This window comes from Amycolatopsis sp. EV170708-02-1 (assembly GCF_022479115.1).
GTDB lineage: Bacteria > Actinomycetota > Actinomycetes > Mycobacteriales > Pseudonocardiaceae > Amycolatopsis.
The window spans coordinates 3,288,671-3,309,325 of record NZ_CP092497.1 but is presented as its reverse complement, the minus strand read 5'-3'; the positions used below and the strand labels follow the sequence as shown (position 1 = coordinate 3,309,325).

Genomic DNA, 20,655 nt, shown 5'->3' with positions numbered 1-20,655 from the left:
ACGCGAGTTGCGGCTCCAGGTCCTGAAGCGCGTGAAGGCCCCCTTCCCGCGGCTGAGCCGGGGGAAGGGGGCCTTCACGCGCTATAGAGGGCCTTACGCCTTCTGGCGGCGCTGCCGCGGGTCGAAAGCGTCCCGCAGGCCGTCACCGATGAAGTTGATCGTCAGCGAGATCAGCACCAGCACGATGAACGGGCCGAAGAACAGCGCCGGCCGCGCCTGCAGCTGTGCGTAGTTCTCGAGGATGACGCGGCCGAGCGACGTGTCCGGCAGCTGCACCCCGAGCCCGATGAACGACAGTGCCGCCTCGATCAGCACGGCCTGCGCGATCGCGAGGGTCGCGTTGACCGTGATGAGGCCGACCATGTTCGGCACCAGGTGCTTGAACACGATGTGGAACGTGCCGGCACCGGACGCGCGGGCGGCGTCCACGAACTCGCGCTGGGACAGCGACATCGACTCGGCCCTGGCGATACGGGCGATCGGCATCCAGCCGAAGGCCGCCAGCACCATCGCGACGATGTACCAGGTGCCACCGCCGAACACCTTCGCCAGGATGGCGGCGGCGGCGATCTGCGGGACGATCAGGAACAGGTCCGTCACGCGGGAGATCGCCGAGTCGGTGAAGCCGCGCAGATACCCCGCCATGGCACCGAAAACGGTGCCGATGGTGGTGGCGACGAGCGACACGATGAGCGCGATCAGCAGCGAGTACTGGGTGCCGCGCAGGATCTGCGACACCATTTCCTTGCCGACCTGCGTCGTCCCGAGCGGATATTCCGCGCTGGGCTTGGCGAAGGACGGGAAGGAGCTGTCTTCGTAGCTGTGCGGCCAGAAGATCGGCATGATGATGACGGTCAGCACGAGCAGCAGCAGGACACCCGTGCAGACCATGGCCAGCTTGTGCCGCAGGAACTTGCGCAGGACCAGCTTGCCCTGACTCTGGGGCTCGGGCAGCGCCTCGTCGGGGAGCGTGCCGTCGGCGGACTTGGAGCCTTCCGCCGCGATAAGGGAGTTCAAGTCAGCCAACGCGAATCCTCGGGTCCAGGATGCCGTACATCAGGTCGGCGATCAGGTTGGCGACGATGATGCTGCTGGCGATGAGTACCAGCCACCCCATCATCACCTGCGTATCGCTCTTGGTCACGGCTTCGACGAGCAGCTTGCCCATGCCATTCCAGTTGAACACCGTCTCGGTGATGATCGCGCCCGAGAGCACGGCACCGAAGTTGACGGAGAACAGCGTGGTCACCGGGATGAGCGCGTTCCGGAAGGCGTGCCGGAAGATGACCCGGCCGTTGGCGAGTCCCTTCGCACGCGCGGTCCGCACGTAGTCCGCGTTCAGCGTCTCCAGCATCGAAGCGCGCTGGAACCGGCTGTAGGCGGCGAAGCTGATGGCCATGATGGACAGGGTCGGCAGCAGATAGGCGCCGATGTAACTGGCCAGGAATCCGCCTGGACCGTCGAAATTCAGCGATTCCGGACTCGTGGTGCGGATCCAGGGGTTACCGAGCACATCGGACAGTCCCAGGTCGCGCACCCAGCCGTTGAACTCGATCGCGTACCGCTTGAGCACGATGGCGACACAGAAGATCGGCATCGAGAACAGCAGGAACGCCAGGGTGGTGGCGATGTAGTCGATGATCGAGTACTGCTTGACCGCCGCGACCACACCGACGAGGACGCCGAGGACGAGCGCGAGGATCTCGGCTCCGACCACGAGCTTCAAGGTGACCTCGAACGCGGCCATGACCTTCGGGAACACCGGGGCCTGCGCGTTGCCCTGTGCGATGGACACGCCCCAGTCGCCGGTGACGAAGTTGCCGAGCCAAGTGAAGTACCGGGGCACGATGCTCTGGTCCAGCCCGAGCTGCGAGGCCATCTGCGCGATGGCTTCCTTGCTCATCGCCGGGTTGCTCTTCATCTCGGCGAGCGGGTCACCGGTGCCGGCGACCATGACGAAACACAGGAAAGTCCCGACCAGCAGGACGGGAATCGATATCGCCAGACGGCGAAGAATGTAGATCACCAGGTTCAACGAACTGCTCCTCATCCGGGCCTGGTCGCCGAAGTGCTGGACCGCTGCCCGGTTGTCCACCGTAGTGGCGGTAACCCTACGGTCAACAGCTACTTCCGGCGGGTACGGGGGCCCGGCTTGTGGCCGGGCCCCCGTACCACCAGGATCGCGTAAGCGAGTGGTGAAAAAGCGGGGCGGAAGGCCCTACTTCTTCTGCTCCCACTCACCGACGTTCCACAGGACACCGTTGTACGACTGCATGTAAGTGCGGTCGATGCCCTTGAACGCCCACATGGACGGGGTCTGGAACAGCGGCAGCGTCGCGTACTCGTCCGCGATCGCCTGGTCGGCCTTCTGGTAGTTCTCCAGCTGCACGGCCTCGTCGGTGGCCTTCACGGCCGCCTCGAAGGACGAGTCGATCGTCGGGTTCGACAGGCCCTGGTAGTTCTGGCTGCTGTCGTCGACACGGGTGATGTAGATCGACTTCTGCTCGGCCTTGAACGGAGCGGCGGACCAGCCGAAGAGCGCGGCGTCGTAGTCGCTGGCCGCGAGACGGCCACCCTTCAGGAAGTTGGCGTCCTGGTCGTCCGTGATCTCGATACCGGCGGCCTTGGCCTGCGAGATGATGATCTCGACGGTCTGCTGACGGCGGGTGTTCTGGTTGTGCGAGATCTTGAACGACGCGCGCTGGCCGTTCTTGGCGAAGATGCCGTCGCCACCCTTGACCCAGCCGGCGTCGGTCAGCGTCTTGGCCGCGGCCTCGGCGCCCAGACCGGCCTTGCTGCTGTACAGGTCCTTGAAGCCCTGCTCGCCCGGCATGAACACGATGCTGTTCAGCGGGGTCGCGTCGGCCTGGACCTCCTTGAGCAGCTTGTCGGTGATCTCCTGGCGGTTGACCACCTCGAAGAACGCCTTGCGCAGGTCCTTGTCCTTGAACATGCGCTTGTAGTTGAGGTCGATGTGCTCGAAGGTCAGCTGCGAAGCCGAACCGTAGGTCACACCCTGGGCGGAAAGGCCCTTCATGGTGTTGGCCGCGGTGGCGTCGGGCTGGGTCGAAGCGGCGACGTCGATCTCACCGTTCTGCAGCGCGGTCGCCATGGCCTTGGTGTCCTCCATCGCCTTCACGACGATCTTGGAGGGGCCACCCTTGCCACCGATCCAGTTCGGGTTCTTCTCGAGCGTGACGGCCTTCTGGTTGGCGTCGAACGCGGTGATCTTGTACGGGCCCGAAGCCGGCATGACGTCGGCCTTGAAGCCCTTGAAGCCGTTGGTCCAGAAGTCGCCGGCCTTCGTCAGCTGGGCGGCGTCGCTGGTCGGGGTCAGCTTGGTGATGTCGGCGACGCCCGAGTTCTTCTCGACGATGTGCGCGGGCATGATCGCGGTCGAGTTGAACAGACCCTTGTAGTCCAGGTACGGCTCGGTGTACTTGGTCTCGAAGGTCAGGTCGTCCTTACAGGTCGCCTCGTTGATCAGCTGGTAGCCGGTCGTCGAAGCGGCGAGGAAGGCCTGCTTGCCGTCGGCGGTCTTCGCCTTGCCGGAGTGCGCCAGCCACGACAGGTACATGTCGTCGCAGTCGAACGCCTCGTTGTCCGACCACTTGACGTTCGGCTTGATCTTGTAGACGACCGTCTGCGGCGCCTTGGAGGTGACCTCCCAGGAGTCGAACACGTCGTTGTTCAGCAGCACCTTGTTGTTGCCGTCGAGTACATCGGCACCGGCGAGCACGGCGGTCAGGATGTAGGTGTTGTACGACGTGTTGGTGTCGGGCGTGTCGTTGTTGTAGCCCGAGTACCCGTCGTCGATGCCCACCGTGACGGTGCCTTCGTACCCCGGGGTGTCCGCGAGCTTGAAGTTTTCGCCGTTCTGCGCCTTGCCGGTCGCCATGCTCTTGATATCGGTCGACGACCCGTTCTGGTCGGTACTACCGCTGTCGCCACCGCTGCATGCGCTCAGCACAAGCGCGGAGGCCGCGACCAGCGACCAGGCGGAGACTGCCTTGGACTTCCTCATGAAGTGTGCCCTCCTAGCACTGGGCTCCTGAGATCGGAACAGGACCCCACACCGCTCCGGTGAGATGGCCCGGAGCCTATGACACGCCAAGCGACACTCATTTGGCGCACTGCGGGTGCACGCTAGAAAGGAAATGCACGAACAGTCACCAGTTCCGGGGCGATCGTGACCAAAGGGTAACTTGCGGCTGACATCAAGAAATACACCGGTTACCTTGAGGAATCAGTCCGCCACTCGAACGTGCCGGGAAAGGTCACCCTCCAGGGTCGGACTCGGACTCGAAACGGCTACTTCGGACCCCTCGTCCAGTTCACCGCCGACCCGAAAGGGCCCACCATAGGAGGACCTGCGGTTACTCCGGAAATACCAGAGCCGATGGCGAGGGTATCGGCCAGCTGGAACAACGGAATGGCAACATTCCGACGCCACAATTCCGGTTCCAGGGCCGAAAGCGCGGCCGCGGCCGGGGTGGCGCCGGTCAGCGCGGCGTCGATCGACGGCTGCAGGGCCGGATCGCAGAAGCCCAGCGGGTTCGCCGGGACGACGGCCTTGGTCTTGTCGGCGAGCTGATCGGGACGGCAGCCGAAGGTGGACGCCAGCGCCGAAGCCACGTCCGGACCACCCGTGACCTGCCCGATCACCGCGATGTCGATGCCGACGTTGCCCGCGCCCTCCGGTGTCGTCTGCTGGATCCCGTCGAGCACCGGCATGGCCAGCAGGGTCGAGAAGAGCTCCCTCGGCTGCGGCGCGATCGCGTTGACCTCGATCCCCGCGGCCACCAGTTGCGCCGTCAGTTCCTTGGCGATCGTCGCGTACGGCTCCTGTTTGGCGGGCGACGCGACGACCAGCGAAAGGTTCTTCCCGTTCTTCCGCCAGGTTCCGGCTTCCTTGGCGTATCCGGCGGATTTGAGCAGTTCCTCGCCCTTGACCGGGTCGGCAGCCGACGGCGGGCCGGGGGCCGGGATCGTCGGCTGGAAACCGGGAGCCGACGGGACGCGGATCTGCGCGTCGGCACGGAGCTTGTCCGACGGGCCGCCGTCGGTCGCTTCGGTGATCAGCTTGCCGCGGTCGATCAGCGCGGTGACGCCTTCGCGCACCTTGGGATCCGACAGCGTCGGACTCACCGGCCGCAGGAGGATCTGCGCGACCGTGGGCCGCGCGACCGTGTGCAGCTGGACCGCCGAGCCGAGTTCGCCGAGCCGTTTGAGGCCGGTGCCGTCGGTCCTGGTCATCGCGAACTGGTCGTTGCCGCTGCGCAGCGCGGCCAGTGTGCCCTCCTGATCGGCCGCACGGAGCACGATCCGGTCGAGGGCGGAGGGTTTCTCCCAATAGCGCTCGTTGCGCTCCAGGGTGACCTCTCCGCGCGCGGTGTCGAGGCCCTTGATCGAGTACGGGCCGCCGACGGCCGGGAACGCCGTCGCCAGCGCGCCCTGCCACCCGTTCGGGGCGTCCTTGAGCAGATGGGCGGGCAGGAGGTTGTCGAAGAGCGTCTGCCAGCCCGGGTACGGCTTGGAGAAGGTGACCTCGACCCGCTTGCCGCCTTCGCGCGACTGGATGTCCGAGATCAGCCGGTAGCCGGCGGCGCCGATGACACCGGGCTGGTCGCGCATCGCCTCGCGGAGGTAGGCGAAGTCCTCCGCGGCGATCGGCGCGCTGTCGGACCAGGAGGCGTCCGGGCGGATCGTGTACGCGACCGTGAACGGCTGCTGCGACACGACCTCGGCGGACTTCATCAGGTTCTTGTCCAGCTCGAAGCTGCCGTCGTCCTTGGGGCGGAACACCGACGGGAGAAGCAGCTGCGAGAGCGCCGACGTCACCTGCGACGCGTCGGCGAGGTTGTGGGGGTTGTAGCCGCCGAGGACGTCGTCGACACCCACGACCACCTGCGAAGGCGTCTTCGTGGTCGACGTGCTCACCGGAGAGGCTGAAGAGCTGACCACGGGCGGGGGCGGGGTGTTGCTGCAGGCGGCGAGGAGCACCGCCGCGCACGCCAGCATGGGTGCCGCTGTGGTCCGTGACCGCACGCCTGGATCCTCCTGGTTTGTCCCTCGCCCCGTCGCCATAGAGCTATCACGCCGGACATGGCCTCGGCAGCGAGATTCCCATATCGGCCCGGCCGCCGCCCGACCGGATGCCGTCCTCCTCCGGTGGACGTCCGGGAGCCCCTCCGGGTTCCTGCCGCGCCGGGGCTTTTCGGCCGCACCGGAGCGCGATACTCCGGCAATCGGTTCCGCAACCCGGAACATTCCGGAACGCCCGGCGGAATGTTCGCCACCGGACGATTCACGACCGAAACGATCGCGATCGCGAGTCCTCTCCGGACGCATTTAGGAACTTTTGTTTCGCGGCGGTCCGGATCCGCGTTCTCGAACCGGCGCGCGCGGCGGCTCCGCCGTCGTTCCGCCGCGTCCGTTCCGGTGTTGTGAACACCGTCCGAAAAGGGCGATCGGCTTTCCATCGGAATTGTACGGAAAGGACCTTTCTTTAACGAAGAACGCTCGATCGAATACGGTGCGTGACCGCATTCGGCGCCGGAAACGCCGAAGGGCGCCTACTCACGGTGAGTGAGCAGGCGCCCTCCGGCGTATGCCGAGCGGGTCAGCCGCGGTTCTTGTTGCGGTTGCGCTCCTTGGCGCGCTGGTTGACGTCCAGCGTGACCTTGCGGATCCGGACGACGTCGGGGGCGACCTCGACGCACTCGTCGACGGAGCAGAACTCCAGCGCCTCCTCCAGACCCATCTTGCGGGGGCGGGCCAGCGTCTCCATCACGTCGGCGGAGGACTGACGCATGTTCGTCAGCTTCTTCTCCTTGGTGATGTTGATGTCGAGGTCCTCGGCACGCGGGTTCTCGCCCACGACCATGCCCTCGTACACCTCGGCGCCCGGTTCCACGAAGAACGTGCCGCGGTCGGCCAGCTGGATCATCGCGTACGCGGTGATCGGACCGGACCGGTCGGCGACCAGCGAGCCGGAGTGCCGGGTGCGGATCTCGCCCGCCCACGGGAAGTACCCCTCGAACACGTGGTTCGCGATACCGGTGCCGCGGGTCTCGGTGAGGAAGTCGGTGCGGAAGCCGATCAGGCCGCGCGCCGGGAGGACGTAGTCGAGCTTGATGCGGCCGGTGCCGTGCCCGCCCATGTGCTCCATGCGGCCCTTGCGGGCGGCCAGCAGCTGCGTGATGCCGCCGAGGTGCTCCTCCGGGGAGTCGATCGACAGCCGCTCGAACGGCTCGTGCAGCTTGCCGTCGATCATCTTGGTGACCACCTGCGGCTTGCCGACGGTCAGCTCGAAGCCCTCGCGGCGCATCTGCTCGACCAGGATGGCCAGCGCCAGCTCGCCACGGCCCTGGACCTCCCAGGTGTCGGGGCGCTCGGTCGGCAGGACACGGATCGAGACGTTACCGATCAGTTCCTGGTCCAGGCGCGCCTTCACCAGCCGGGCGGTGACCTTGTCGCCGCCGCTGCGGCCCGCCAGCGGCGAGGTGTTGACCCCGATGGTCATCGAGATGGCGGGCTCGTCGACGGCGATCCGGGGCAGCGCCTCCGGGTTCTCGACGTCGGCGAGGGTGTCGCCGATGGTGATCTCCGGGATACCGGCGATGGCGACCAGCTCGCCGGCGCTGGCCTCGGTCGCCGGTACACGGGTGAGCGCCTCGGTGACCAGCAGTTCGGAGATGCGGACGTTCTGGATGGTGCCGTCCTCGCGCATCCACGCCACCGTCTGGCCCTTGCGCAGGCTGCCGGAGTGGATGCGGATCAGCGCGATCCGGCCGAGGAAGTTGGAGGCGTCGAGGTTGGTGACCAGTGCGCGCAGCGGGCCTTCGCGGTCGGCGAAGGGCGGCGGCACGTGGCGCATCAGGGTCTCGAACAGCGGGTCGAGGTTCTCGCTCTCGGGCACCGCGCCGTCGGCGGGCTGCTCCAGGCTCGCCTTGCCCGCTCGCGCGGAGGCGAAGACGACCGGGAGGTCGAGGATCGCGTCGAGGTCGGCGTCCTCGATGTCACCGGCCAGGTCGAGCAGGAGGTCGTGGGTCTCCTCGACGACCTCGGTGATCCGGGCGTCGGGCCGGTCGGTCTTGTTGACGACCAGGATCACCGGCAGGCCGGCCTCCAGGGTCTTGCGGAGCACGAACCGGGTCTGCGGGAGCGGGCCCTCGCTGGCGTCGACCAGCAGCACGACACCGTCCACCATGGACAGGCCGCGCTCGACCTCGCCGCCGAAGTCGGCGTGACCGGGGGTGTCGATGACGTTGATCGTCACCATGCCCTCGTCGGTCTTCCGCCGGATGGAGGTGTTCTTCGCGAGGATGGTGATGCCCTTTTCGCGTTCGAGCTCACCGGAGTCCATCACGCGGTCGACGAGTTCGGCGCGCTCCTCGAACGCGCCGGACTGCCGGAGCATCGCGTCGACGAGGGTCGTCTTGCCGTGGTCGACGTGTGCGACGATGGCGACGTTGCGCAGGTCGGGCCGGGTCTTGCCGGACGAGCGGCCGGCATCGACTGCGGTGGCGCTGGCTGCGGGCACGCGAAGGCTCCAAAGGTTTCAAGTTCGGGTGTGGTGCCCGCGCTCGCGCGTTCGAGACACGCCTGGCCGACTTTGGCCTTACGCGGACCAAACCAGGATACCTGTAGCCCGACTGTGAGCAGCCCCACGCCCCCAGATCGGTTAGGCTCACCTAACGTGTAGAGGTCGCCGACACCGGTCGGAGAAGGAGCGCGAGTGGGCAAGAAACTACCCGACGACCCGCACAAGCTCGTGCGCAAATGGATGAAGTCCGGCAAGGTCAAGAAGAAATGCTGCCGGTCGAAGTCGCGGTGCGGCAAATGCCCCGTCCTCGCACTGAAAAAGGCGAAGACGAAGATCGCGAAGGCCGCTTAGAAGATCGTCAATGCACCACCGCCTCATTGATCGCCCGCAGTTCCGGCGCGGTGCGGGTCGGGGAGAACTCGATCACCTCGTAGGCGGCCATGTGCTTGATCGAGAAGGGGTCGGTCGCGAGGATCGCGTCCAGCTTTCCCCTGGCCATGGGCTTGGTGATGATCACGCCGCCGATGCGCGGGTTGCGCCTGCCGGAGGCGAGGAAATTGCCGTGTTCGTACTGTTTGGTCAGCCAGTCGGCGTGATCCGGGAGCACGTAGTCGATTTCTTCGATGGGCGCGGTGTAGGTCAGCAGGACGACAAACATGTGTTGAAGGTAGACCCGGATCGCCAATATGACGGACGTACTGCCCCGGCCGATATGAAGTGTTGACGCGCTGTGCCCGGAATGAGTGACTCGCTCCTCGTTCCACGCCGCGTTTCGTCCTCTGGATGCGGTGGTTCGACGTCGAACCACCGCGTCCAGAGGACGAAACGCGGACGGCTCGGTAGGATGGACGGATGCGCGCGCAGAACGCCCAGTGGTGGCCGCCCTCCGGCGGCCCCGAAGTCCTGCGCTGAACCAGACGAGCGCACCACCAGGCCGCCCCACCGGGCGGCCTTTTTCGTGCCCGGACCCTGGGGCGGCCCGAATCCGGAAGGAAGAAGGCAGATGATCAGGTTGTCCGGGATCACCCCGTCCGGCCACGTCCACGTCGGGAACCACCTGGGGGCCATCCGGCGCTGGGCCGACGAAGGCGGGCCGGACGACCTGTACTTCGTCTCCGACCTGCACGCCATGACGAACTCGCACAATCCGGCGAAACTGCGCTCGATGGCGTCGGAGCAGCTGGCCGTGCTGATCGCGGCCGGGATCGAGCCGGACCGGGTGTTCGTGCAGTCCGACATAGCCCGCGAACTGGGCGCCCTCAACTGGGTCCTCGAGTGCACCTGCAACTACGGCGAGGCCGCCAGGATGATCCAGTTCAAGGAGAAGTCGAAGGGCCGCGCCGGCGTCCGGCTCTCCCTGCTGACCTATCCGGTGCTGATGGCGGCCGACATCCTGCTGCAGGGCGCGGACGAGGTCCCGGTCGGCGAGGACCAGCGGCAGCACGTCGAGCTGGCTCGAACGCTCGCGAAGCGGTTCAACACCACCTACGGCGACGTTTTCACCATGCCGAAGGCGGTGCTGCCGCCCGCCGGCGCGCGGGTCATGGACCTCGCCGAGCCGACGCGGAAGATGTCGAAGTCGACGAAGGAAGAGGCCGGGGTGATCTTCGTCCTCGACGAGCCCGACCAGGTCCGGCGGAAGGTCAAACGCGCGAAGACCGACGGCGGGTCGAAGCCCGCCTACGCGCCGGAAGCCAGGCCGGGGATGGCGAACCTGCTGGACATCCTCGCGGCGTGCGCCCGCGAGAAGCCCGAGGTCCTCGCCGATCGGTTCGACTCCTACGGCCAGGTGAAGGAGGCCGTCGCCGAGGCGCTCATCGAGGAGCTGCGGCCGGTCCGGGAGCGCGCACTGGCACTGCTGGCCGACCCCGGTGAGCTGGAGCGGGTCCGCAAGGCCGGTGCCGTCCGGGCGGCGGAACGGGGTGAGCACCGGCTGCAGTCCGCGCTGCGGCTCATCGGCGCCGGCTGAAGTTCTCGTGCCGCCGCGGTCCGGTGGCGCTCCCGTGAACGCCGAGATCCGTGAGGGCCTCCTTCCGTACTTTCAAAGTAGGGAAGGAGGCCCTCACGGACTTGTGAGCAGGGCTTGCAGGGCGGGAAGGAGGACGCGGTCGGCGGGCAGCCAGTCGAGGTCGTCGAGTTCGCGCGCGGAGATCCACCGGACGTCCTTGTGCTCCACCGCCCGCGGCTCGTCCCCCGCGCTGACCAGGGAAGCCGCGTAGATCCGCAGCACCTTCCCCTTCGGCAGCGGCACGTCTTCGCCGACCCGGCCCGCGACCGTCACGGCGACGTCCAGTTCCTCCAGGCATTCCCGCGCCAAGGCGGCCTCGTCGCTTTCGCCGTCCTCGACCCGCCCGCCCGGCAGCTCCCATTGCCCGGCGTGGTCGGCGGGCCAAGCCCGCTGCTGCGCCAGCAACTGTCCGTCCCGCACGATGGCGGCGCCCACGATCACCACGCGCACACCCTACGACCGGGTGTGACCGGATGGACCGCACACGTGGTCAAGGGGACGGCACGCGTGATCAGACGGACGACACGGCGGCGGAATCGTGCCGCACGCGTGTCGTCCGTCCAAGCACGCGTGCCGTCTCTCCGATCACGCGTGTCGGCCTCTCTGGAGCGCGGCGAACCCTTACTGAGGGCGGGCCGCCTGCCACACGACCTGGAACCGAGCGCCGCCATCGGGTGACTCGCCGACGCGGACGCGGCCTCCGCGGCGCCGGACGGCCTCCGCGACCATCGCCAGCCCCAGCCCGGTGCCGCCGGAGGACCGGGCCCGCGAATCGGACACGCGGTAGAAGCGGTCGAAGACCCGTTCCCGGTGCTCCGGCGCGACGCCCGGCCCGTCGTCGTCGACCACCACCCGCACGGTGGACCGCGCCGCGAGCACCGACACCACGATCTCGCTCCGCGCGTACCGGCAGGCGTTGCGCAGCAGGTTGCTCAGCACCAGCTCGACCTCGGCGTGCGTGGCCAGCGCCCACGCCGTCCCGACCGTGCCGCTCACCCGGATCTCGGGTGCGCCGGCGGGCATCCGCGCGACCGCGGCCCGCACCTCGCTCACCAGCTCGACCGGTTCCGCGGGCGGGACCTCCCCCGCGTCCGACCTCGCCAGCGCCAGCAGCCCGTCGAGCAGCGCGGAAAGCCGTTCCGCCTCCTCCAGGATGTCGGAAAGCGTCTCCTGCGAGAGGTCGGGATCGGGATTGGCGACGGCGACCTCGGCCTGCACGCGGATCGACGCGACCGGCGAGCGGAGCTCGTGCGCGGCGTCACCGGTGAACCGCCGGAGCCGGTCGGCACCCTCCTCCTGCCGCGCCAGCAGCGCGTTGAACTCCTCGGCCAGCGCGCGGAGCTCGTCGTGCGAATCCGGCAGCGGCAGCCGCGCGCCCGGCGGGAGCGCCCGCACCGAGCCGCGCATCCGTGCCACCGGCCGCAGGGCGAACCGCACGAGCAGCCACGTCGCGATCCCCGCGGCCACCGCGCCCACGGACGCGACGACGAACAGCCACAACCCGCCGGAGTGCACGGCCGTCGCGAAGCCGACCAAGCCCGCGCCCGCGACGACGAGCCGCTGCTGCCCGTCGGGTGCGGTGACGACCGTGCCCGCCCAGCGCCAGCTGTGCTCGCCGCCGGTCGTGACCGGTTCGCCCGCCTTCAGCGCCCGGATGTCCGTAGGCCCGAGGTTCGCGGGCGGCAGGCCGTCCACCGGCCCGCCGGCGGTGTCGAGGACGCGGACGGTGACCGCCGACCCCGAGGGCGTCCGCCCGGCCGAGACGTCGGCCTTCGCGGTCTCCAGCTGAGCGCTCAGTTCGTCGTCGACCGAGCCGATGAGCAGCGGCTGCAGATTGTCCCCGGCGACCGCCGCCAGCCCGAGCAGGAAGCCGAGCGTGACCGTGGCCGCGAGCAGGGTGATCCGGACCTGGAGCGAGCGGCGGCGCCACCAAGACGGCGAGCCGATCACCCCTGTCCCGCCGGGGCGATCACTTCGTCGAGCTGCGGATCCGAAGCCAGGTATCCGTGCCCGCGCACGGTCCTGACCAGCGCGCCCGCGCCGACCGCGTCGAGTTTGCGGCGCACGTAGCCGACGTAGACCTCGACGACGTTGCGGGTCGCGGCCTGTTCGTCGCCCCAGACGGCGCGCAACAGCTCGTCCTTGGTGACGACCGTCCCGGCCCGGCCGGCCAGCACCTCCAGCAGCGCGAACTCACGGGGGCTGAACGCCACGTCGACGCCGTCGTAGCGGACCTGCCGCAGGCTCCGGTCGACTTCGAGCGCGCCGATGCGCAGCGGTCCGCGCGTCCCGTCCGGCGACGCCCGCCGCAGCACCGCGCGCACCTGCGCCACCAGTACGACGAACGAGAACGGCTTCACGAGGTAGCCGTCGGCGCCGAGGTCGAGGCCGTCGGCCTGATCGACCTCGCCGTCCTTCGCCGAGATCATCAGCACCGGCGTGGTGACGCCGAGCGCGCGCAGCCGTTCGAGCACGCGGTAGCCGGAAAGCCCCGGAAGCATGATGTCGAGCAGGACGACGTCGAAGGAGCCCGTCTGCGCGAGCCGCAGGCCGCTGGGCCCGTCGGCCGCCGTGACCACGTCCATGTCTTCGGCGCGCAGCCCCCGCTGCAACGCCTTGCGCACGCCGGGCTCGTCGTCGACCACCAGTACTCGAGGTTTCACGCCCTTCATCATTCACGCTTTCACCAGCTCACGCGCGACCTCTCAGCGCCATCTCAGCCGCGGGGCGGAGTCTGAGTGGTGTCTCAGCGTTTCCGGGGAAGCGTTGTCGCCAAGACCCGAGCACACTGGGGTTCGGGGAAACAGGGAGAGACAGCATGGATCCGAAGAGGAAGGCCCTCACCGCGGCGGTGGTGGGTACGGCGCTCGGCGTCGGCGGGCTCGCCGTCGTCGCGATGCCGGCCACCGCGGGCGACGCGCCCGTCCTGCCGCAGATCAGCGCCGAAGAGCTGGTGCAGTCGACGCTCAACGCGAAGCCGTCGGCGTTCGACGGGAAGGTCAAGGTCAGCAACGACCTCGGCCTGCCGCAGGTCGGCAGCACCCTGCCCGGGGTCTCGGCGCTCGACGTCGACTCGGCGCAGATTTCGACCGACGGCGCGGGCAAGAGCAAGGTTTCGCTCACCGAGGGCTCCAGCCAGCAGACCATCGTCCGGAACGGCCAGACCGTCTGGGAGTACAGCTCCAAGGACAACTCGGCCACCAAGGTGACCATCCCGGACGGGCTGGCCAAGGAGCACCGGGAAAAGAGCAAGGACGTCGACCCGGCGACGGTGGCGTCGGAACTGCTCGGCAAGGTGCGCGAGAGCAGCACGATCGCCGTCAGCGGGACGGCCTCGGTGGCGAACCGGTCCGCGTACGAACTGGTGCTGACCCCGAAGCCGACCGAGCGGACGCTCCTGCGCGAGATCCGCGTCGCGATCGACGACCAGACCCGGCTGCCGCTGCGCGTCACGGTGCTGGCGAACGGCACCTCGTCCCCGGCACTGGAGGTCTCGTTCAGCGAGATCAACTTCGCGGCCCAGCCCGCGTCGAACTTCGAGTTCACCCCGCCGAAGGGCGCGAAGGTGACCGAGAAGACCGCCGAGGTCGACCCGAAGAACCGTGAGCTGGCCGAGCAGGCGAAGTCCGACCTCAAGGTCGTCGGCGACGGCTGGGACACCGCGATCACGGGCAAGATCCCGGCCGACGCGCTGGCCAAGGCCGGCCAGGCCAAGGACGAGGAAGGCCGCCAGGTCGACCCGAAGGCGCTGCTTTCGCGGTTCGCCAAGCCGGTCAGCGGTGCCTGGGGCAGCGGCTGGCTGGTGACCACCAAGGTCGGCAGCGGCGTGCTGACCGACGACGGCCGTTACGCCGTCGGCGCGGTGCCGGAGCAGGTCCTCTTCGAGGCCTTGGCCGCGAAGTGACCACCACGTTCGAAGCCGGGACGGACGCCTCCCAGGAGGCGTCCGCTCCGGCGGTACCCATGGCGGCCCGCACCAGGGGCCTGCGCAAGGTCTACGGCCGCACGGTGGCCGTGGACCACGTCGATCTCGACGTTCCCGAAGGCGCCGTGCTGGGGATGCTCGGCCCCAACGGTTCGGGCAAGACGACGACCATCCGGATGCTGCTCGGTCTCGTGCGGCCCACCGAGGGCGAGGTCGAACTCTTCGGCAAGAAGATGCCCGACGAGGCGGCGCACGCGCTGCCCGACGTCGGCGCGCTCGTCGAAGGGCCGGGTTTCCACCCTTTTCTCTCCGGGCGGGAGAACCTGCTGCGCGTGGCCGCGGCCGAACCGAGGCTGGCCTCGGCCGGGATCCCCGGAGCGGTCGACGCGGCGCTTGAGCGCGTCGGGCTGACCGACGCCGCCACCCGGCGCTACAAGGGGTATTCGCTGGGGATGAAGCAGCGGATGGGGCTGGCGAGCGCGCTGCTCGTGCCGCGGCGGATGGTCGTGCTCGACGAGCCGACCAACGGCCTCGACCCGGCGGGGACGCGGGAGATCCGGCGGATCATCGCCGAACTGCACGCCGACGGCGTCACCGTGCTGGTGTCGTCGCATCTGCTGGCCGAGGTCGAGGCGACCTGCACGCATGTCGCGGTGCTCCAGTCCGGGAACGTGATCGCCCAGGGCGAGCTCTCGGAGCTGCTGGAATCGGGGAACGCGGCGCTGCTGGTGCGGACGCCGGACGCCGAACTCGCGGTGGAGACGTTGCGGGAGAACAGGATCGGCAGCAGGCTCACCCCGGACGGCGTCCGCGTGGACCTCACCGCCGCCGAGGCCCCCGACGTGCTGCGTCATCTGGTGACGGCCGGGGTGGCCGTGCACGAGGCGGCGCGGGCGCGCACCGGCCTGGAGGACCTGTTCGCCCGGCTGACCCAGCCGGAGTCCACTGTAGACGGTGAGGGGGAGTCGTGACCCACACTCTGGCCGCGGCACCCGCGGCGAGGACCGGCCGGGACAGCATCGGCCTGCTCCGGTTGTACCGCGCCGAACTGCGCTGGATCTTCCGGCGACCCCGCACGCTGGCCGTACTGGGCCTGCTCGCGCTGATCCCGATCGTGATCGGGGTCGCGCTGACGCTGGTGGACCCGTCGGAAGCGAACGGCGGCAACGGCGGCGGCGGGGACGGCGCACTGCTCGCCTCCGCGATGAACAACGGCTTCATCCTGCCGGTCGCGGCGCTGACCATGACGCTGGCGCTGCTCCTGCCGCTCGCCTCGGCGATGGCCGGGGCGGACGCGATCGCCGGCGAGGCGGCGCACGGCACCTTGCGAGGCTGGCTGATCGCGCCGGTCGGGCGGGGCAGGCTGCTCGCGATCAAGGCCTTCGGCGTCGCGACGGTGTCGGTGGTCGCGGTGCTGGCGATGACGTTCACCGGTTTCGTCACCGGGCTGATCATCAGCGGCACCGATTCGATGTTCACCCTCACCGGGTCGACGCTGACCGTCTGGGACGCGCTGGGCAGGCTTCTGGTGGTGGCGCTGTGGATCACCCTGCAGCTGTGGGCGGTCGGCGCGGTCGCGCTCGCGATCTCGTCGTTCACCGAGCATCCGATGCTGGTGGTCGCCTCGGTGCTCGCGGGGACGATCGTGTTCACCATCCTCGGCTTCCTGGACGCGGTTTCGTGGCTGCATCCGTTCCTGCTCAACAAGGATTGGGCGCAGGCGCCGGCCGCGGTGCTGATGGATCCGCTGGATGTGTCGATGCTCGGCGAGGGCGCCCTGCGGGCCGCCTGCTACATCGTCATCGGGCTCTCGATCGCCTACTCGCGCCTGACCACGCGAGACGGCTGACCCGACGTGGGCTGAAAGGGCCCTTCACCGCATGCGACGCGGTGAAGGGCCCTTTCGTCGCGTGAGATGAGGTGAAAGGCCCTTTCAGCCCACGAGGGCGACGCCGTCCGGGTCCAGGGCGAGCCGCACGGTGTCGCCGGGGCGCAGATCGGCCGTGACCGGTGCGACGGCGTCCACAGTGGACAGATCACCGCCGGGCGCGACCACGAGCCGGACGTGTTCCCGCCGGTGCACGACGGCGACGACCTCGCCCTCGACGCCGTCCGGTGCAACTCGGAGACCGTGCGGCCGCAGCCCCAGCCGCACCGCGCCGTCCTCGACGTCCGGCAGCGCGACCTCCCCGAGCGAAGTCCGCACCACACCGCCGGAAGCCTCGCCCTCGACGAACGTCGTCACGCCGAGGAACCGCGCCACGTCCTCGTCCACCGGCTGCCGCCAGACGCGGCGCACGGCGCCCTCCTGCCGGATCTCGCCGTCGTCGAGCACGGCGACCCGGTCGGCGAGCGTGAACGCCTCTTCCTGATCGTGTGTGACCAGCAGCGCGGTGATCTTGCTGCGCCGCAGCAGGGCCGCGAGGTCGATCGCCAGCTGTTCGCGCAGTCCGGCGTCCAAACCGGACAGTGGTTCGTCCAGCAGCAGCAACCGCGGCTCCGGCGCCAGCGCGCGGGCCAGTGCCACGCGCTGCGCCTGCCCGCCGGACAGCTCGGTCACCCTCCGCCGCTCGTAGCCGACGAGCCCGACCAGCTCCAGCAGCGCACCGACACGGTCCGCGTGCTCGGCGCGCGGGACGTCGTGCATCCGCAGGCCGAACGCGATGTTCGAGGCGACGTCCTTGTGCGGGAACAGCTGCCCGTCCTGGAAGACCAGCCCGAACTCCCGCCGGTGCACCGGGACACCCGCGAGGTCCTCGCCGTCCCACCGCACGGTGCCCGACGTCAGCGGCTCCAGGCCGGTGATCGCCCGCAGCAGCGTCGACTTCCCCGAACCGGACGGGCCGAGCAGCGCCAGCACCTCGCCGTCGGCGATGTCCAGCGAGGCGTGCTTCACCGCCGCGAAGGATCCATAGTGGACGGTCAAGTCCCGTACCGACAGCGACACTAGAACTCCCCTACCGAATTCTGCCCGCGGACCGCGCCGAACCGGTCGATCAGCACCACCGCCACCACCGTCACGATCATGAGCAGCGCGCAGGCCGCGTAGGCCATCTGGTTGTTCAGCTCCCCCGGCCGCGAGATCAGCGTCGCGACGGCGACCGGCAGCGTCGGCGCGTCCGGCCTGGCCAGGAAGCTCGTCGCGCCGAATTCGCCGAGCGCGACCACGTAACCGAAGCCGGCCGCCGCGACCAGCGAACGCGCCGTCAGCGGGAGGTCGATCTCGCGCCACACCCGGCCGGGGCTCGCGCCGAGGGTCGACGCGGCCTGCCGCAGCCGGACGTCGACCGACCGCAGCACCGGCAGCACCATCCGCACGATCAGTGGGATGATCACCAGCGCCTGCGCGAGCGGCACCAGCAGCGGTGACGTCCGCAGGTCGCCCGGCAGCGCGTCGAGCGTGACGAGGTAGCCGAAACCGACGGTCACCGCGGACACGCCCAGCGGCAGCATCAGCGCGGCGTCCATCGTCTCGCCCATGCCGCGGGCCAGCCTGCCCGGCGTGCGGCGCAAAGCCACCAGCACGACCGAGGCCAGCACCCCGACGATCATCGCGAGCGTCGTCGCGTCGAACGCCGTCCGCAGCGACATCGACGCCGCGTCCCAGCCGGAGACCTGAAGGGCGCCACGGGAGCCTTGTCCGGCGAGCGCCTCGTAGCCTGCGAGGCTCCAACCGTCCGAAGTGGACACGGACTCGACCAGCAGCGCCACGATCGGCGTCATCAGGAGCGCGACCACCGCGAGCCCGGCGGACACCGCCCACCACTCGCCGCCCCTCGGCCGCCGCGCGGTCTCGCTGCGCGAACGCAGCCGCACCGCATTCTCCCGGCGCCGCCTCGCCAGCGCGCCGACGACGAGCGCGGCGACGACGGCGGCGAACTGCACCAGCGACAACGCCGCCGCGCCGGAGAGGTCGAGCAGTTCCACCGTGCGCAGGTAGATCTCGGTCTCCAGGGTGCGGTACTTCGCTCCGCCGAGGATGAGCACGACCCCGAAACTGGTGGCGCAGAACAGGAACACCACCGCGGCCGACGACGCGATGGCCGGGGCGAGCGCGGGCAGCGTCACCGAACGGAAGGCACGCCACGGCGACGCGCCGAGCGCACGGGCCGCGTCCACGGCGCGCGGGTCGAGATGGCTCCACAGCCCGGAAACCGTGCGCGCGACGACGGCGACGTTGAAGAAGGCGTTCGCCAGCACCAGCGGCAGCAGCCCGCCGTCGGGCCAGAGCGCGCGGAACGCCAGGCCGACCACGACGGTCGGCAGCACGAACGGCACCAGCACGAGCGTCCGGACCAGCGAGACCCCCGGCAGCCGCACCCGCGCGAGGAGGAACGCGACCGGCAGGCCCGCCAGCACCGCGACGATCGTCGAGACACCGGCACTGGCGACGGTGAACCCGGCGAGTTCCCAGGTCAGCGGGTCGCCGATGGCCGTGCCGACCCCGCCGGAGCCGAATCCGCGCGCGACGATCGCCGCGACCGGCCAGGCGAAGAAAACCACGAGGAAACCGAGCGGCAGCACGGCGAGGGCGGCCAGCCCGGCTCCGCGGAAAGTCGGCCTGGAGGTCAGCCTTCGAGTAGCGTGCGCCACTGGGCGATCCACTGCTCGCGCCCGGCCTGGATCTTGGCCGGTTCGAGCGTCTTCGGCTGCTGCGGCTGCGGCGCGGCCTGTGCCCAGCCCTGCGGGAGCTCGACGCCCTGACGGGCCGGGTACACGTACATGTTGCTCGCCACCGTCACCTGGAACTGCTGGGACAGCAGGAAGTCCACGACCTTGCGGGCCTTCTCGACCTGCTTGCCGCCCTTCAGCACCCCCGCGTACTCGACCTGGCGGTAGCAGGTGTCCAGCAGGGCCTTCGTACGCGGCTTGCCGTCGTCGCCGATCTCGGCGGCGGGCGAAGAGGCGTAGGAGACGACGATCGGGCGCGGGCCCTTCCCCGAGGAACCGGAGAATTCCTTGGAGTAGGCCTCTTCCCAGCCGCTGACCACCTTGAGACCGTTGGCCTTCAGCTGTGTCCAGTACCCCTGCCAGCCCTGCTCGCCGAACTGGGCGACGGTGCCGAGCAGGAACGCCAGGCCGGGCGACGACGTCGCGGGGCTTTCGGCGATCATCAGGTCCTTGTACTTGGCGTCGGCCAGGTCCGCGAACGACTTCGGCTCCGGGATCCCCTTGTCCGCGAAGTACCGGGTGTCGACGTTGACGCAGACGTCTCCGAGGTCGACCGCGGAGAGCCGGTGCTCGGGGTCGACGGAGTAGCGCTGCGGGCCGCGGTCGGCCTCCGGGCTGGTGTACTGCTCGAAAACGCCCTCGGTGAGCGCGCGCGAGGCGAACGTCGAGTCGATGCCGTACGCGACGTCACCGATCGGGTTCGCCTTGGTGAGCACCAGTTTGTTGGTCAGCGCGCCCGCGTCCCCCTGCTTGAGCACGGAGATCTTGATCCCGGACTGCCGCTCGAACGCGTCGAGGACCTCCTGGGGCGCGAGCCACGAGTCGTGTGTCACGAGCGTGACCGTCGCCGGCGCCTGCGGGTCGTTCCCCGTGTTCCCGGAGAGCGAGCAGCCCGCGACGAGGGCGGCCACCGTGCCAGCCGCAACGACCGTGCGGAGGGCGCGTTTCATCTAGCCTCCTGCGTTCTTCAAGGGGGGACCCGTGGCAAACGTGCAGCGTAGCCGACGGCGTACCACCATGGAGTCATGGCGGAAATCTTGAACGACCAGCAGGCCGACGCAGCCGTGAGCAAGCTCTCCGGCTGGACCCGTGACGGCGCGACGATCGAGCGGACGGCGAAGCTGCCGAGCTTCCCCAAGGCCATCGAAGCGGTGGACAAGGTGGCCGAATTGGCGGAGGCGGCCGACCACCATCCCGACATCGACATCCGCTGGCGGACGGTGACGTTCCGGCTCAGCACGCACTCCGCCGGAGGGCTGACGGAGAAGGACTTCTCGCTCGCGTCGCAGATCGACGGGGTACTCGCGGGCATGTGACGTCCGCTACGACCGCGCCACAACCCCGCGTCTCGGACGTCTTCCCGGTAGGGACACAACGAGAGAGGACGAGTGATGACGCAAGCGATCGTGGTGGGGTTCTCGGCGTTCGGCGCGATGGTGGCGGCCGCTGCCGGAGTGCTCTGGTACACGGCGCGCGAACGGCATCACCAGCACGACCAGTGAC

Annotated in this window: 18 protein-coding genes; 6 read left to right on the top strand and 12 right to left on the bottom strand. The window is 69.1% G+C overall.

All coding sequences use genetic code 11. The annotated features are described in order from the left end of the window. Positions 1-93 precede the first annotated feature (93 nt). The 5 genes from MJQ72_RS15450 to typA form a co-directional block, all read right to left on the bottom strand. Positions 94-1,026 (bottom strand): ABC transporter permease, encoded by a 933-nt coding sequence (locus MJQ72_RS15450; protein ID WP_123798646.1) that lies wholly within the window; start codon positions 1,024-1,026, stop codon positions 94-96. Beyond that, positions 1,019-2,035: an ABC transporter permease gene (locus MJQ72_RS15445; protein WP_063277670.1), complete on the bottom strand. Its 1,017-nt coding sequence runs from the start codon at positions 2,033-2,035 to the stop codon at positions 1,019-1,021. The genes MJQ72_RS15450 and MJQ72_RS15445 overlap by 8 nt, the downstream gene beginning before the upstream one ends. A gap of 183 nt (positions 2,036-2,218) precedes the next feature. Continuing rightward, positions 2,219-4,024 carry an ABC transporter family substrate-binding protein gene (locus MJQ72_RS15440; protein WP_125689908.1) on the bottom strand — a complete coding sequence of 602 codons (1,806 nt, stop codon included), beginning with the start codon at positions 4,022-4,024 and terminating at the stop codon, positions 2,219-2,221. Between the two features lie 287 nt (positions 4,025-4,311). Beyond that, complete coding sequence (locus MJQ72_RS15435; protein WP_240601335.1) at positions 4,312-6,021, bottom strand: ABC transporter family substrate-binding protein; 1,710 nt, start codon at positions 6,019-6,021, stop codon at positions 4,312-4,314. Positions 6,022-6,622: 601 nt separating this feature from the next. Beyond that, positions 6,623-8,545 carry a translational GTPase TypA gene (typA, locus tag MJQ72_RS15430; protein ID WP_240599813.1) on the bottom strand — a complete coding sequence of 641 codons (1,923 nt, stop codon included), beginning with the start codon at positions 8,543-8,545 and terminating at the stop codon, positions 6,623-6,625. Positions 8,546-8,740: 195 nt separating this feature from the next. On the opposite strand from typA, the gene MJQ72_RS15425 reads away from it, so the two are divergent. Then, positions 8,741-8,899: a hypothetical protein gene (locus tag MJQ72_RS15425; RefSeq protein WP_007028942.1), complete on the top strand. Its 159-nt coding sequence runs from the start codon at positions 8,741-8,743 to the stop codon at positions 8,897-8,899. Positions 8,900-8,906: 7 nt separating this feature from the next. Here the strand turns inward: MJQ72_RS15425 and MJQ72_RS15420 are convergent, their stop codons facing one another. Continuing rightward, positions 8,907-9,206 (bottom strand): YciI family protein, encoded by a 300-nt coding sequence (locus tag MJQ72_RS15420; RefSeq protein ID WP_240599812.1) that lies wholly within the window; start codon positions 9,204-9,206, stop codon positions 8,907-8,909. 345 nt (positions 9,207-9,551) lie between these two features. On the opposite strand from MJQ72_RS15420, the gene trpS reads away from it, so the two are divergent. Then, positions 9,552-10,517, top strand: coding sequence for a tryptophan--tRNA ligase (gene trpS, locus MJQ72_RS15415; RefSeq protein ID WP_240599811.1), 966 nt, complete (start codon positions 9,552-9,554; stop codon positions 10,515-10,517). A 93-nt stretch (positions 10,518-10,610) separates the two neighbouring features. Here the strand turns inward: trpS and MJQ72_RS15410 are convergent, their stop codons facing one another. The 3 genes from MJQ72_RS15410 to MJQ72_RS15400 all read right to left on the bottom strand — a co-directional run bounded on the left by MJQ72_RS15410 (position 10,611) and on the right by MJQ72_RS15400 (position 13,231). Next, positions 10,611-11,000 carry a (deoxy)nucleoside triphosphate pyrophosphohydrolase gene (locus MJQ72_RS15410; RefSeq protein WP_240599810.1) on the bottom strand — a complete coding sequence of 130 codons (390 nt, stop codon included), beginning with the start codon at positions 10,998-11,000 and terminating at the stop codon, positions 10,611-10,613. A gap of 177 nt (positions 11,001-11,177) precedes the next feature. Next, the gene (locus tag MJQ72_RS15405) at positions 11,178-12,506 is read right to left on the bottom strand and encodes an ATP-binding protein (RefSeq protein WP_240599809.1); all 1,329 of its coding nucleotides are present in this window, start codon (positions 12,504-12,506) and stop codon (positions 11,178-11,180) included. Continuing rightward, positions 12,503-13,231 carry a response regulator transcription factor gene (locus MJQ72_RS15400; RefSeq protein ID WP_063277574.1) on the bottom strand — a complete coding sequence of 243 codons (729 nt, stop codon included), beginning with the start codon at positions 13,229-13,231 and terminating at the stop codon, positions 12,503-12,505. Before MJQ72_RS15400 ends, MJQ72_RS15405 begins: the two co-directional genes overlap by 4 nt. A 143-nt stretch (positions 13,232-13,374) precedes the next feature. Between MJQ72_RS15400 and MJQ72_RS15395 the strand changes: the two genes are divergently transcribed. From MJQ72_RS15395 to MJQ72_RS15385, 3 genes are read left to right on the top strand one after another with little or no spacing between them, the layout of a single operon-like run. Then, the gene (locus tag MJQ72_RS15395) at positions 13,375-14,460 is read left to right on the top strand and encodes a DUF2092 domain-containing protein (protein WP_240599808.1); all 1,086 of its coding nucleotides are present in this window, start codon (positions 13,375-13,377) and stop codon (positions 14,458-14,460) included. Further along, positions 14,457-15,452: an ABC transporter ATP-binding protein gene (locus tag MJQ72_RS15390; RefSeq protein WP_240599807.1), complete on the top strand. Its 996-nt coding sequence runs from the start codon at positions 14,457-14,459 to the stop codon at positions 15,450-15,452. The genes MJQ72_RS15395 and MJQ72_RS15390 overlap by 4 nt, the downstream gene beginning before the upstream one ends. Then, positions 15,449-16,330: an ABC transporter permease gene (locus MJQ72_RS15385; RefSeq protein ID WP_240599806.1), complete on the top strand. Its 882-nt coding sequence runs from the start codon at positions 15,449-15,451 to the stop codon at positions 16,328-16,330. The genes MJQ72_RS15390 and MJQ72_RS15385 overlap by 4 nt, the downstream gene beginning before the upstream one ends. Before the next feature lie 84 nt (positions 16,331-16,414). Here the strand turns inward: MJQ72_RS15385 and MJQ72_RS15380 are convergent, their stop codons facing one another. From MJQ72_RS15380 to MJQ72_RS15370, 3 genes are read right to left on the bottom strand one after another with little or no spacing between them, the layout of a single operon-like run. After that, complete coding sequence (locus MJQ72_RS15380; RefSeq protein ID WP_240599805.1) at positions 16,415-17,428, bottom strand: ABC transporter ATP-binding protein; 1,014 nt, start codon at positions 17,426-17,428, stop codon at positions 16,415-16,417. Further along, positions 17,428-19,074: an ABC transporter permease gene (locus MJQ72_RS15375; protein WP_396426945.1), complete on the bottom strand. Its 1,647-nt coding sequence runs from the start codon at positions 19,072-19,074 to the stop codon at positions 17,428-17,430. Before MJQ72_RS15375 ends, MJQ72_RS15380 begins: the two co-directional genes overlap by 1 nt. After that, positions 19,050-20,102: a thiamine ABC transporter substrate binding subunit gene (locus MJQ72_RS15370; protein WP_240599804.1), complete on the bottom strand. Its 1,053-nt coding sequence runs from the start codon at positions 20,100-20,102 to the stop codon at positions 19,050-19,052. Before MJQ72_RS15370 ends, MJQ72_RS15375 begins: the two co-directional genes overlap by 25 nt. Before the next feature lie 75 nt (positions 20,103-20,177). Here MJQ72_RS15370 and MJQ72_RS15365 point away from each other — a divergent pair, with 75 nt between their 5' ends. Next, positions 20,178-20,468 carry a 4a-hydroxytetrahydrobiopterin dehydratase gene (locus tag MJQ72_RS15365; protein WP_240599803.1) on the top strand — a complete coding sequence of 97 codons (291 nt, stop codon included), beginning with the start codon at positions 20,178-20,180 and terminating at the stop codon, positions 20,466-20,468. Positions 20,469-20,655: the final 187 nt, after the last annotated feature.